The organism is uncultured Brevundimonas sp., assembly GCF_937870815.1.
Classification (GTDB): domain Bacteria; phylum Pseudomonadota; class Alphaproteobacteria; order Caulobacterales; family Caulobacteraceae; genus Brevundimonas.
The window spans coordinates 1-11,747 of the sequence record NZ_CALMZS010000037.1; the positions used below are offsets into that span (position 1 = coordinate 1).

An 11,747-nucleotide genomic window follows, 5' to 3' on the forward strand; every position below is an offset into this window, starting at 1 on the left:
GACATCAGCATCTATGTGACGCTGTTCGCCATCGGCCACTCCTCGACCCTGCTACTCGGCGTGCTGACCGACATCAGCGTGTCCAGCTATCTGGTCGACGCCATCATCGGATTGTCGGTGGTCTACAAGGCGCTCGACAATCTCGGAGCCTTCCAGCGGTGGTTCGGCTTCCAGCCCAGCACCAAGGGGGCGACCCTCATCTTCGGCCTGTTCCACGGCTTCGGCCTGGCGACCAAGCTGCAGGACTTCAACCTGTCGCCCGACGGACTGATCGGCAATCTCGTCGCATTCAACATCGGCGTCGAGGCGGGCCAACTGCTGGCCCTGGGCGCCATCCTCATCGTCATGGGATTCTGGCGCAAGACGGGCAGTTTCTGGCGTCACGCCTATGCCGCCAACGTCGTCCTCATGACTCTCGGCTTCATCCTGACGGGCTACCAGCTCGTCGGCTTCTTCGTCGTCTGACCGGAGACCTCATCATGTACAACGCCAACAAACCCACCGACGCGGACCTGCCCTCGACGCGCCAGCTGCTGAAGTCCACCGGCATCGCCGTGGCGGTCGCCGCGGGGTTGCTCGTCACGGTCGTCCTCCCCGCCGAATACGGCGTCGATCCGACCCGGGTCGGTTCACTGTTCGGCTTGACCGAAATGGGCCGGATCAAGGTCTCGCTCGCCGCCGAGGCCCAGGCCGAAGACGTCGCGGAAGCGACGGCCGCCGCCACAGGCGGTTCGCCTCCCGTCGCGACAATGGCGGCGCCGACGCCGGCGGGCCCCGCCCCGGCGGCCCCGACCGGTCTGCGCTCCGACCGGACTGTCCTGACCCTGGCCCCCGACCAGGGCGCCGAAATCAAGCTGGTGATGCAAGCCGGGGCCACGGCGCGCTTCACCTGGACCAGCAGCGGCGGGCGGATCAATTACGACACCCACGCCGACCGGCCCGGCACGCCCTATCACGGCTACAACAAGGGGTCGGCCGAGCGCGTCGAGGATGAACTGACGGCCGCCTTCACCGGCAGCCACGGCTGGTTCTGGCGAAATCGCACGGGCCAGCCCGTGACGATCACCCTGGTCACCGAGGGCGCGTACAGCGAGATCAAACGGGTCGTCTAGGCAACCGGGTCACCCCTTCGTCGTCGGCCAACGATCATGGCGTTCGTCGATGACGAAGGGATGGGCGTGGTCCGCGTCATCTCCCGCCCGGCCTTCACGCCTGTGAAGGTCGTCGGCCGGCAAATCCACATGGCTGTGGGGAAGGTTCTCGGGATCATAGGCGGGCCAGATCAGCAGGCCCAGGACAGTTCCAGTCGCGCACAGCCCCGCCAGCACCAGGAAGGCCGCGCCCGGATCGACCGCGGCGCTGACCAGACCCGCCACGGGATAGGCGATCAGCCAGCAGGCGTGGGACAGGGCGAACTGCGCCGCGAACAGGGCTGGTCGGTCTCCCGCGTTGGACGACCGGCGCAGAGCTCGCCCCGCCGGGGTGATCGTCAGCGAATATCCGAAGCCCATGATCACCCAAAGCGCCAACAGCGCCACGTAGCTGACGGCCAACCAGGTCCCGGCCAGCAACACGCCGGTCATCGTCGCCGCGCCAAGCACCATGGCCGAGCGGTCGGTCAGCCGACCGAGCAGGCGCGGCAGAAACACCGCCGCGGCCATGGAGCCGCCGCCGAACGCCGCCAGGGCCCAGGCCGTCGCCTGGCCCGAGAGACCAAAGCGCGACTGAACGAGAACGACGGTGTTGACGAACACCATGGCTCCGCCCGCCGCGGTCGCCAGGCTGATGGCCAGCAGGCCCCGCAGGCGCGGCGTCAGGGCGAACAGGCGCATGCCGCCGGTGAGGCGTTGCAGGAAGGGCTTCTGGGCCGCCGTGCCGAGCTTGGGCAGGACAGCGGTGACCACGAACAGAGCGGACGCCACGAAACCCACGGCAGTGCCCGCGAACAGGTTGCTGTAACTCATTACCGCCAGCAGCAGGGCCGCGAGCACGGGACTGGCGACGCTCTCCAGGTCGGCGGCGAGCCGCGAGAGAGACAGGGCCTTGGTGTATTCCCCTTCGTCCGGCAGCAGATCGGGGATCATCGCCTGGAAGGCCGGGGTGGCGGCTGAAGCCACATAGAGCACGGTCATCAGGGCATAGACCTGCCAGGCCTCGCCGACGAACGGCAGGGCGGCGGCCACGCCGGCGCGGACGACGTCCAGAGAAACCAGCAGCACCTTCCTGGGCAGCCGGGCCGAAAGCGCGCTCGCGAACGGCGCCACGCCGATATAGGCGATCATCTTGATCGCCAGGGCCGCGCCGAGGATTTCGCCCGCGTTCGCGCCCGCGAGGTCGTAAGCCAGCAGCCCGAGCGCCACGGTCGCCATCCCGGTCCCCAGCAAGGCCGAGACCTGGGCGATGAAGAGGTGGCGATAGCCGGCGTGGAGAAGTGGAGAGAACATCAGGAACCGTCTGAAACGCGCGGATGAAGCCGCTAGCCATATCCCCTCCAGGGGGATAGCATTGGATCATGGCTCACGTCGCTCATGAATCCCACCCCGAGATCGTCAATCGGCTGAAACGCGCCGAGGGGCATCTGCGCAAGACCATCGGCATGATCGAGGCGGGACGCAGCTGCCTCGACCTGGCCCAGCAACTTCATGCGATCGAAAAGGCGGTCGCGGCGGCCAAGAAGACCCTGATCCACGACCATATCGACCATTGCCTCGCGCACGCTTCGGACGGCGATCCGGCGGAAGCCCGACAGGCGGTTTCCGCGTTCAAGGCGATCACCAAATATCTCTGACAGCGTTCAGGCGGCGCTCCGTCGGCCCGTCCGCAGTCTCCGAACGGCCCGCCCCGCTCGGCAGGCGAGAGCCGGCGCGTCCAGGCCAGTGGACAAGCGCAGGATGGCCGCGACCGATGATCAACCCACGCCCTGTCGTCCTGTTCAGCCCCCGAAAACACCCAGGTGTTCGAGCAGGATCGTCAACCCGAGGACGACCAGCGCCAGACCTCCGAGGAGTTCGGCGATCTTGCCGAAGCGCTGGCCGACCGCCCGGCCGATCAGCATGCCGAGCGTGGTCATCAGGAAGGTCGTGAAACCGATCGAAGCGGCGATGACCCAGATGTTGGCGCCGATGAAGGCCAGACCGACGCCGACGGCGGCCGCATCGATGCTGGTCCCGACCGCCGTGGCGATCAGTCCCCACGCCCCCGACCGGCGTGGAGCGTCGCTCTCCTCCTCAACGCGGGCGCGGGTCGCCTCCCAGATCATCTTTCCGCCCACGGCGGCCAGGAGGCCGAAAGCGATCCAGTGGTCGATCCGTTCGACCAGGCCGGCGGCGACCATGCCGAGCGCCCAGCCGATCACCGGCGTGATGGCCTCGATGACGCCGAACACCAGGCCGGCCTTGATCGCGCCGGGCAGGGTCGGCCGATGCGAAGCACCGCGACCGACGGCGGCCGCGAAGGCGTCCGTGGACATGCTGAGGGACAGGACGGCGATGGCGACGGGTGTCATGACGGGCATCCACCGGGCAAAAAACAGCGCTTCCCACTCCGGCCGGTGCGGCGGTGGGACGCGCTGGTCTCGCTAGGCGGCGGTTCCGCTGGTCGGACCACGCGTCGAAACGCGAGTGTGTTGATCCGACCCCGGCGATCAAACGCCGGAAGCTACTCCCCAACAGGAAGCGGCCTTCTAGAGGGTCTCGCGCGCCGCCGCAAGATACTATAGGGGAGTATCCATGGCGCACACCTCCGCGAACAAGAAGAAGCTCGTAACCCGGGTCCGTCGCATTGCGGGACAGCTGGGTGCGATCGAGCGCGCGATCGAGTCCGAGGCCGGCTGTTCGCAAATTCTGCAGCAGGTCGCCGCGGCGCGGGGAGCCATGGGCGGGCTGCTGGAGGAACTGATCGAGGATCACCTGCGGCACCACGTGGCCCGCCCTGATCTGAACGAGGCCGAGCGCCGGAGCGGGGCCGACGAACTGATCGCCATCATTCGTCGCTATTCGAAGTAGCCGGTCCCATGGCGACAACGACCGCCGACGATCGACCTCGCGACCGGAACATCCGGACCGCGCCACCGGCCAAACCTAGTGGGTCGGCATGACGTCACCCGCATTCAGCCAGCAAATGGACTTTCCGATGGGCGATCAATCCGGACGCAGCCTCCCTACCCTCGCCGACCAGGCGGAAGCCCGCACGATCGTCCCGGCCGCCCCGAATTGTGAGGACGGTTCCGGGCACGCCCCTGTCGACGCCGGTCATGACCGCGATCACCACGATCACGACCATGACCACGACGACGATGGTCACGATCACGAGCATCCGTTCGAGTGGCCGGAGGCGATCCGCATCGGTTTCGTGGCGGTGACGGCAGCGCTCGTGTGGTTCCGGATTTGGGAGCCGCTTGAAGCGATCAGCCTGATCGGGGTCGTCGGTCTGCTGGTGGGCGGTTGGCCTATCCTGAAGGAGGCCTTCGAGAACGTCCTTCAGCGTCGCATGACCATGGAACTGTCGATGACGATCGCCATCGTGGCCGCGGCGGCGATCGGCGAATTCTTCACGGCGTTGATCATCACGCTCTTCGTGCTGGTGGCCGAGGTGCTGGAGGGTATGACGGTCGGCCGCGGTCGCAAGGCCATCCGCGATCTGCTGGAATTCCTGCCCCGAGAAGTCTCGGTTCGCCGGACAGGCGCCATCCGGACCATTTCGGCCGAGGAACTCAGCATCGGCGACGCGATCCTCGTCGCGCCAGGCGGACGTATTCCGGTCGATGGCGCGGTCTTGTCAGGCCATTCGTTCGTCGATGAGTCCCGCATCACCGGTGAATCCATGCCGGTGGAGAAGACCGAAGGGACCGCTGTCTTCGCCGGGTCCATCAATCAGTCCGGCGCGCTCGAAGTTCGAGCCGAACGTATCGGCAGGGACACAAGCTACGGCAAGATCATCGAAGCGGTGGAGCGCGCGGAGCGCTCCCGAGCGCCGGTTCAACGGCTTGCGGACCGCATGGCGGGCTACCTCGTCTATTTCGCCCTCGGCTCGGCTGTCCTGACCTATCTGATCACCCAGAACATCTACTCCACGATTTCCGTGGTCATCGTCGCAGGGGCCTGCGGCATCGCCGCCGGCACGCCCCTGGCCATCCTCGGCGGTATCGGTCGCTCTGCCCGACTCGGCGCGATCATCAAGGGCGGCGTCCATCTGGAGACGCTCGGCAAGGTCGATACCGTCGTGCTCGACAAGACCGGAACGCTGACCTTCGGTCGGCCCGAAGTTCAGGCGGTCGTGACCGTGGCCGGCGCAACGCCGGACGACCTTATCGACGCGGCGGCTTCGGCCGAATTGCGATCCGAACATCCCCTGGGAAAGGCGATCATCGCCTACGCCCTGGGCCGGGGACGAACGGTGACCGAGCCGGAACACTTCGCCTACACGCCAGGCCGAGGAATCGTCGCCAAGGTAGGCCCCTCAGTCATCCTTGTCGGCAATCAGGCCTGGATGCAGGACAACGCGGTGTCGATCCCCGGCACGCTCAGCGTCGGCGTCCAGGCGGCCTCAGAGGTATACGTCGCCCGGAATGGCCGCCTGCTGGGCGCGATCGCAGTCGCCGACACCGTACGACCGGAAGCCCGGCGCGCCATAGAGGCGCTGCACGGCCTCGGCATCCGCACCCTTCTGCTGACCGGCGACGCCCTTCCCGTCGCCCAGGCCGTGGGAGCCAGCCTCGGCATCCGGGACATCGAAGCGGGCCTACTCCCGGAAGACAAACTCGCGCGAGTCCAGGCGCTCGTGGGGCAGAAGCGGATCGTGGCCATGGTGGGCGACGGCGTGAATGACGCCCCCGCGCTCGCCGCCGCGAGCGTCGGCATCGCCATGGGCTCGGGAACGGATGTCGCCCAGGAAAGCGCCGATGTCGTTCTTCTGGGAAATGATCTCGTGCGCCTCGTCGACACCTTGCGGATCGCGCGACGGACGCGTCGGATCATCTGGCAGAATTTCGCCGGCACCCTGGCCATCGACGCCCTGGGAATCGGTCTGGCGGCGGCCGGCTTTCTCAACCCGCTGTTCGCGGCCTTCATCCACGTCGCCTCGGAGCTCGCCTTCATCCTCAATTCGGCCCGGCTCCTGCCTGCCGGGGCCAGAGCGGATGAGGCAAGCCCCGCTCCGGTCCCGATCGGCGTCCGGCCTACGGCGGCCACGCCATGAGTTCTGATTCGCCCTGCATCGACGTCTGTCGCTTCGATGGCCGAACCGGCTGGTGCGTGGGCTGTGGCCGTTCGGTTCCGGAGATTCGATCCTGGCGCAAAATGCAGCCACGGGCCCGACAGCTGATCCTCAAGGATCTCACGCGACGTCTGCGACGGTTGAAGGATCAAGGAAGGTCCCAGGCTGATCGACCGTCCGCGGCGCCTGCCGATCTGGTCCAGAATCACGAGAAATGACCCGCGTTGACCCCGGTCAAAGCCGCCGGTGGCGGCGGATCAACGGTCCTTGCGAATATCGCATGCGTGCTGTCCGTCCCGATGAGCCTGCGGGGGGTCTGGCTGATCGGGCGCACCTGGAACCGGCCGCCGGTCGCCGTCTGACAGGGACAGGACGTCGGGCGCGGGGCCTTCTGCTGACGCTTTGCGGCGGTCAGGGCCTATGACCGCATTCAGACCTTCAGGGCAACGACGCCTGGTGAAGCCGGTTCCTCGGGAAGCCCCCGACCGATGTTCCGCCTGCCTCATAGAGGATTTGCATCGCTCGGTTTCCTCGTCCTCCACTTGTAATCCCGTCGTGAGCGTTGGCGAATGTTGTCGAGCCTAAAGTCCGACTACGCCCGCTGCCGGGCGGTTGGAGATTTCAAATGACCCGCAAGAAACTCGTTATCGGTTTGTCCGCAGCGGCGCTCGTTTCGGCCGCTGCCATCGGCGGCGCCGCCGTCGCCGCCGATGGCAGCGGCGCGCCGGAGCAGGACGAACGCGGCGAGATCGCCGCTGTCAACGGAGCCCGTGTCTCGCTGGCCCAGGCCGTCGCGATCGCCGAGCGCCAAGGGGCGGGCAAGGCGATGGAGGCCTCGTTCGACGACGAAAGCGGCCGCAACTGGGAAGTGGAGATCGCGGCCGACGACCACGTCGCGACCTATGTCGTAGACATGGCCACCGGCGCCGTGACCGCGGCCTCCGAGGAAGCCGACGAGGCCGGTGAAGGCCCCGAAGACAACGATTGACCCGGGACGCCGCCCCTCACCAGGGCGGCGCACCCGTCGCCAGGGCGCGCTCATGAAACTGCTTCTTCTGGAAGACGACGCCGAGACCGCCGAGTTTGTGAGGCGCGGTCTCACCGAAGCCGGTCATACGGTGGATGTGGCCGCGACGGCGGACGACGGCCTGCATCTGGCGCTCGAGGGCGCCCATGACGTCTTGATCATTGATCGGATGGTGCCGGGCGGCGACGGCCTGTCCGTGGTCCGGGCGGTTCGCGACGCGGGCAAGGCGACGCCCGTCATATTCCTGACCGCGGTCGGCGGCGTCCGCGACCGTGTCGAAGGCTTTGAGGCGGGCGGCGACGACTATCTGGTCAAGCCCTACGCCTTCAGCGAGTTGCTGGCGCGGGTTCAGGCCCTGGGCAGGCGCTCGCCGTCCATCGATCTGAGACCCGTCCTCGACGTGGGAGATCTGCAGCTTGATCTCGCCGCCCGGACGGCGCGGCGCGGATCGACCCGGCTGGACCTCACGCCCCAGGAATTCAGGCTTCTGGAGTTTCTTGTCCGCCATAGCGGTCAAGTCGTCACCCGGGCCATGCTGCTGGACAAGGTCTGGGGATTTCACTTCGATACGAAGACCAATCTGGTCGACGCCCATATGAGCCGGCTCAGGGCCAAGGTCGATCGGCCCTTCGGTCAGGATCTCATCCATACGGTCCGTGGCGCGGGATACATGATCGATGACCGCGCCTAGATTCCTGGCCTCGTCCGCCCTGCGGCTGGCGGCCGTGTTCGCCGTGATCTTCGCGCTCGGCGGCGCCCTGATGTTCACAGCCTTCTATTGGTCGGTCGCCAGCTATGCGAACGCTTCGATCCGCGATGACTTGCGAACGGAAACCCGGATTCTGTTGTCGGACGGCGGCGCTGAGAACCCTGCGATCCTGGCGCGCCGGGTCGCGTCTCGAATCCAGGCCGCCGACGCGCTGAAATACCTCGTTCTGGACGCCGAGGGCCGCGTCCTCGCGGGCGGGCTTCCAGCAAGGCCCACCGTCGCAGGCTTCAGCGAGGTCACGGCGCCGGCGCCGCCGGACGGTCGGGAAACGTCCGGCGAACTGGCCACGATCGAGGTGCTGGTCACTCAACTCCCACGGGGTTCGCTTGTGGTCGGCAAGAGCACCTACGCCATTCACGAACTGCGCGAGTGGATGGGGCTCCTCACGATCTGGGGCGTGATCGGCATGACCGTGCTCGCGGCGATCGGAGGATTGGCGTCGGGCGCCGTCCTGGCCCGCCGGCTCGACCGCGTGAACGCGGCGACGGCGCGGATCATGCAGGGTCATCTGAGCGACCGAATGCCGCCGATCGGGCTCGGAACCGAGTTCGAGGCGCTGCGCCGGAACCTCAATCGCATGCTGGACCGACTGGAGGCCTCGATGGAGGCGATACGTCATGTCTCGTCCGATATCGCCCACGATCTGCGCACCCCGCTGAACCGGCTGCGGCATCGCCTGGAACATGCGAGGGCGAACCTCACCACGGTCGAGGCCTTTCAGGCGACGGTCGATCTCTCCCTCACAGAGCTCGACCAGACGCTCGACATCTTCGCGGCGCTGCTCCGGATCGCCCAGATCGAGGCGGGCGCCGGACGGTCGAGCTTCGGCCCGATCGACGCCGGCCAGATGATGCAACGGGTGTTCGAGGCCTATCAGCCGGTCGCCGAGCAAGCCGGGCACGTGCTGGAGTTCAGAACGGAAACCGGGGCCGCAATCACCGGAGATGAGGATCTCCTGGTTCAGATGGTGTCCAACCTGGTCGAAAACGCGATTGTCCACTCGCCCGCGCCGGCTCACATCGGCCTCGACGCCCGCATCGAGGACGGCAGGGTCATCCTCGCGGTTCGGGACAACGGCCCGGGAATCCCGTCGGCCGATTTGTCGAAGGTCACCCAGCGCTTCTATCGCCTCGATCACAGCCGTGGATCTCCGGGCTCCGGCCTGGGCCTCGCCCTCGTGGCCGCGATCGCCGCCCTGCACGACGCCCGACTTTCACTTCAATCCGGCGAGCCCGGCCTGGTCGCTTCGATCGGGTTCGAGCGCGCGACTACAGAAAGCCTTGCCGCATGACCCATGCCGGTTCTCCTCCGATCGCAGATACGGCGAGCAAGGTCGCCACGGTCACCTTCGCCTTCTGGGTCATGAAAATCTGCGCCACCACCGTCGGCGAAACCGGCGGCGACCTGCTGTCGATGACGCTCAACATCGGCTACGCCGCGAGCTCGGTGGTGTTGATCGGCTTCTTCGTCGTCGCCCTCACGCTCCAGTTGAGGGCCCGGCGGTTCCACCCCTTCCTGTACTGGGCCGTCATCCTCGCCACGAGCACGGCGGGCACGACCCTCTCGGATTTCATGGATCGAAGTCTCGGCTTGGGTTACGCGACCGGCGCGACCCTTATCGCCACGACGCTGGTCGCCGTGCTCGCGGCCTGGCACCTGACGACGGGCTCGATCGCCGTCGATCGCATCCGCGATCCGAAGATCGAAACCTTCTACTGGATCGCGATCCTCGTCTCCAACACCCTGGGCACCGCCCTTGGAGACTTCCTGGCCGACAGTTCGGGTCTCGGCTACGGACTCAGCAATCTGCTCATCGCGGCCGGGATCGGCCTGACCGTGCTCGCCTACTTCTTCACCCGTATCTCGCGCACGGTGCTGTTCTGGATCGCCTTCGTGCTGACCCGACCATTCGGCGCGACGATGGGCGACCTGCTCACCAAGACGCCGGACAAGGGCGGCCTCGGCTTCGGCACCATTGGATCAACGGCGGTGTTGCTCGCCATCCTGATCGCCATGGTCCTGATGACGAGCTGGAGCCTCCGGGCCAAAAAGCAGCGAGCCGTCGCTTGACCGCGCCGCGCCCGGAGGCGGGCGAGCGCACCGAAAAGCCGCAGGGCCTCCACTGGCGGCTGACGGGCCGGCCCCTGCCCGCCTTCTTCTGTGCCGCCCTCGGTTCATGGACCTTTCCAAAGCCGGATCTGCGTCGGGTCTCACAGCCGATCACCGTCGCGGTCTCACCATGATCATCAAACGGATCAGACGCTGAGACGACGACGAACAGACACGCTATCCTTCTGATCTTCGCCGCGTGAAGCGCGGTGCGGTCGCTACTCAAAGACGGGTTCCAGATGACCACCTCAAACTCCGTTCGACCCCTCGACCTCCGCCGCGTTCAGTTGATCCGCAAGGCCGTTCTGCTGGTCGCGATCCTGTCTGTCGTGGCCCTGGCCGCGATCACCCAGTCCATCGGCGGCGAGACGGAATGGCACGAGGGCCTCGAAACATTCGGCATGGCGGCGATCATCATCTGCATTGTCGGCCGGGCCTGGTGCTCGCTCTACATTGGCGGGCGCAAGAAGGCCGAGATCGTCGATCGCGGACCCTATTCGATCAGCCGCAATCCGCTCTATGTCTTCAGCTTCCTCGGCGCCTTCGGCATGGGCGCCCAGACCGGCAGCGCGACCATCGCAGGGCTATTCGTCCTGATCGCCGTGCTGGTGTTCGCCGCCACGGTGAAACGCGAGGAGGCGTGGCTCGCCGACGCCTTCGGACCGACCTACGCAGCCTATGTCGCCCGCACGCCGCGCTTCTGGCCCAATTTCTCGATGTGGCGCGACCAGGAGACCATCGAGGTCCGGCCACGGTTCTTCCTCACGACGCTCAGAGACGGTCTCGTCATGCTGCTGGCCTTCCCCCTCTTCGAGGGCCTTGAGCATTTCCAGCAAATCGGCTGGCTCAGGGTCCTGTTGAACTTGCCTTGAGAAGCCGGATAGGAAACCGACCGCTCGCGTCACGGCGGTGAGGGAAGGAGTGATCCCTTGGCGATACACCCCGAAGTCATTCAGTTCACAGTGATCCGCGGCGACGGCGATTGGCGCGTTCTCCGCGATGGACAAAAGTCCGGACAGTTCGACTTCAGCGTAGACGCCATCGAGTCCGCATTGGTCCGGGCGACGACGCTGATCGACAAGGGCGCTCGGGTCGAGGTCTTTGTCCAGGACGCGGCCGGCCAACTTCGCCAGGTCGATCCGGTCGGCGGCGAAGTGCTGCACTGATGGTCGTCCAAGGCTTGCGGCCGCCCGGGTCGACCGGGCCTGGACCCGATGCCGGACCGGGGCATCTGGGTTGGACGTGCCGTCAAGCGGTCAGCTCATCGGCCGGTCCTGAAATCTGCGCTGCCCGCACTGACGCCGATGTTCGCGGCTAGTAGCTGCCGTCGTTCGGCGCCGGAAACCTTGATTGACGCATCCGTGCGCCGGCGCGCTGCAGAGTCTCGATCTGCCGCTCGACCGTCTCATCAAGCGTCTCGACCAATCGGACTCCGATTTCATCGCCACGTCGCCAGGCGACATCCGCCATATGCACGGCGCCGCCCGGCTGGATCTCCAGGCGCAGTCGGCCCGTCAAGACGACGCGGGAACTCAGGCGAAGCCGCGCGCCGTCCTCGTGGAGGTCGCGAAGGATCGCGTCCACGACCTCGTTCCAGGGACCGTAAGTAATCCGGCAGCGCAAAACGCA

The 11,747-nt window shown here is 66.5% G+C and carries 15 protein-coding genes and 1 riboswitch; of the genes, 12 read left to right on the forward strand and 3 right to left on the reverse strand.

What is annotated here, in order from left to right:
* Window positions 1-465: HupE/UreJ family protein (locus tag Q0588_RS02615; protein ID WP_298743502.1), on the forward strand; the 465-nt coding region annotated here is incomplete at its 5' end.
* Window positions 466-479: 14 nt separating this feature from the next.
* Entirely contained in the window at window positions 480-1,112 is a 633-nt protein-coding gene (locus Q0588_RS02620) for a transmembrane anchor protein (RefSeq protein WP_298743504.1), read from the forward strand.
* A gap of 9 nt (window positions 1,113-1,121) precedes the next feature.
* On the opposite strand, the gene Q0588_RS02625 is transcribed toward Q0588_RS02620, so the two are convergent.
* Window positions 1,122-2,444, reverse strand: a complete 1,323-nt coding sequence (locus Q0588_RS02625; RefSeq protein WP_298743505.1) for an MFS transporter — start codon at window positions 2,442-2,444, stop codon at window positions 1,122-1,124.
* Between the two features lie 68 nt (window positions 2,445-2,512).
* On the opposite strand from Q0588_RS02625, the gene Q0588_RS02630 reads away from it, so the two are divergent.
* Window positions 2,513-2,788 carry a metal-sensing transcriptional repressor gene (locus Q0588_RS02630; protein WP_298743506.1) on the forward strand — a complete coding sequence of 92 codons (276 nt, stop codon included), beginning with the start codon at window positions 2,513-2,515 and terminating at the stop codon, window positions 2,786-2,788.
* Between the two features lie 144 nt (window positions 2,789-2,932).
* Here the strand turns inward: Q0588_RS02630 and Q0588_RS02635 are convergent, their stop codons facing one another.
* Window positions 2,933-3,505: a manganese efflux pump MntP family protein gene (locus Q0588_RS02635; RefSeq protein ID WP_298743507.1), complete on the reverse strand. Its 573-nt coding sequence runs from the start codon at window positions 3,503-3,505 to the stop codon at window positions 2,933-2,935.
* Between the two features lie 7 nt (window positions 3,506-3,512).
* Window positions 3,513-3,675, reverse strand: a riboswitch (yybP-ykoY riboswitch).
* Window positions 3,676-3,728: 53 nt separating this feature from the next.
* On the opposite strand from Q0588_RS02635, the gene Q0588_RS02640 reads away from it, so the two are divergent.
* From Q0588_RS02640 to Q0588_RS02675, 9 genes are all read left to right on the forward strand, one after another.
* Window positions 3,729-4,004: a metal/formaldehyde-sensitive transcriptional repressor gene (locus tag Q0588_RS02640; protein WP_292124877.1), complete on the forward strand. Its 276-nt coding sequence runs from the start codon at window positions 3,729-3,731 to the stop codon at window positions 4,002-4,004.
* 127 nt (window positions 4,005-4,131) lie between these two features.
* Entirely contained in the window at window positions 4,132-6,195 is a 2,064-nt protein-coding gene (locus Q0588_RS02645; protein WP_298743508.1) for a cation-translocating P-type ATPase, read from the forward strand.
* The gene (locus tag Q0588_RS15990; protein ID WP_366872519.1) at window positions 6,192-6,431 is read left to right on the forward strand and encodes a DUF1289 domain-containing protein; all 240 of its coding nucleotides are present in this window, start codon (window positions 6,192-6,194) and stop codon (window positions 6,429-6,431) included. Before Q0588_RS02645 ends, Q0588_RS15990 begins: the two co-directional genes overlap by 4 nt.
* A gap of 407 nt (window positions 6,432-6,838) precedes the next feature.
* Complete coding sequence (locus Q0588_RS02650) at window positions 6,839-7,201, forward strand: PepSY domain-containing protein (RefSeq protein WP_298743509.1); 363 nt, start codon at window positions 6,839-6,841, stop codon at window positions 7,199-7,201.
* 52 nt (window positions 7,202-7,253) lie between these two features.
* Window positions 7,254-7,931 (forward strand): winged helix-turn-helix domain-containing protein, encoded by a 678-nt coding sequence (locus Q0588_RS02655; protein WP_298743511.1) that lies wholly within the window; start codon window positions 7,254-7,256, stop codon window positions 7,929-7,931.
* A gap of 34 nt (window positions 7,932-7,965) precedes the next feature.
* Window positions 7,966-9,300, forward strand: a complete 1,335-nt coding sequence (locus Q0588_RS02660; RefSeq protein ID WP_298743513.1) for an ATP-binding protein — start codon at window positions 7,966-7,968, stop codon at window positions 9,298-9,300.
* Window positions 9,297-10,079 (forward strand): hypothetical protein, encoded by a 783-nt coding sequence (locus Q0588_RS02665; protein WP_298743514.1) that lies wholly within the window; start codon window positions 9,297-9,299, stop codon window positions 10,077-10,079. The genes Q0588_RS02660 and Q0588_RS02665 overlap by 4 nt, the downstream gene beginning before the upstream one ends.
* Before the next feature lie 278 nt (window positions 10,080-10,357).
* The gene (locus tag Q0588_RS02670) at window positions 10,358-10,990 is read left to right on the forward strand and encodes an isoprenylcysteine carboxylmethyltransferase family protein (RefSeq protein WP_298743517.1); all 633 of its coding nucleotides are present in this window, start codon (window positions 10,358-10,360) and stop codon (window positions 10,988-10,990) included.
* Window positions 10,991-11,047: 57 nt separating this feature from the next.
* The gene (locus Q0588_RS02675; protein WP_298743519.1) at window positions 11,048-11,284 is read left to right on the forward strand and encodes a hypothetical protein; all 237 of its coding nucleotides are present in this window, start codon (window positions 11,048-11,050) and stop codon (window positions 11,282-11,284) included.
* A 148-nt stretch (window positions 11,285-11,432) separates the two neighbouring features.
* Here the strand turns inward: Q0588_RS02675 and Q0588_RS02680 are convergent.
* The coding region (locus Q0588_RS02680; RefSeq protein WP_298743521.1) for a PilZ domain-containing protein at window positions 11,433-11,747 on the reverse strand (315 nt) is incomplete at its 5' end.

Coding starts and splice junctions, on each gene's coding strand:
- Q0588_RS02635 (WP_298743507.1), bottom strand. CDS start 3,505: ATGACACCCGTCGCCATCGCCGTCCTGTCCCTCAGCATGTCCACGGAC.
- Q0588_RS02640 (WP_292124877.1), top strand. CDS start 3,729: ATGGCGCACACCTCCGCGAACAAGAAGAAGCTCGTAACCCGGGTCCGT.
- Q0588_RS02645 (WP_298743508.1), top strand. CDS start 4,132: ATGGGCGATCAATCCGGACGCAGCCTCCCTACCCTCGCCGACCAGGCG.
- Q0588_RS02630 (WP_298743506.1), top strand. CDS start 2,513: ATGGCTCACGTCGCTCATGAATCCCACCCCGAGATCGTCAATCGGCTG.
- Q0588_RS02665 (WP_298743514.1), top strand. CDS start 9,297: ATGACCCATGCCGGTTCTCCTCCGATCGCAGATACGGCGAGCAAGGTC.
- Q0588_RS02625 (WP_298743505.1), bottom strand. CDS start 2,444: ATGTTCTCTCCACTTCTCCACGCCGGCTATCGCCACCTCTTCATCGCC.
- Q0588_RS02670 (WP_298743517.1), top strand. CDS start 10,358: ATGACCACCTCAAACTCCGTTCGACCCCTCGACCTCCGCCGCGTTCAG.
- Q0588_RS15990 (WP_366872519.1), top strand. CDS start 6,192: ATGAGTTCTGATTCGCCCTGCATCGACGTCTGTCGCTTCGATGGCCGA.
- Q0588_RS02655 (WP_298743511.1), top strand. CDS start 7,254: ATGAAACTGCTTCTTCTGGAAGACGACGCCGAGACCGCCGAGTTTGTG.
- Q0588_RS02650 (WP_298743509.1), top strand. CDS start 6,839: ATGACCCGCAAGAAACTCGTTATCGGTTTGTCCGCAGCGGCGCTCGTT.
- Q0588_RS02620 (WP_298743504.1), top strand. CDS start 480: ATGTACAACGCCAACAAACCCACCGACGCGGACCTGCCCTCGACGCGC.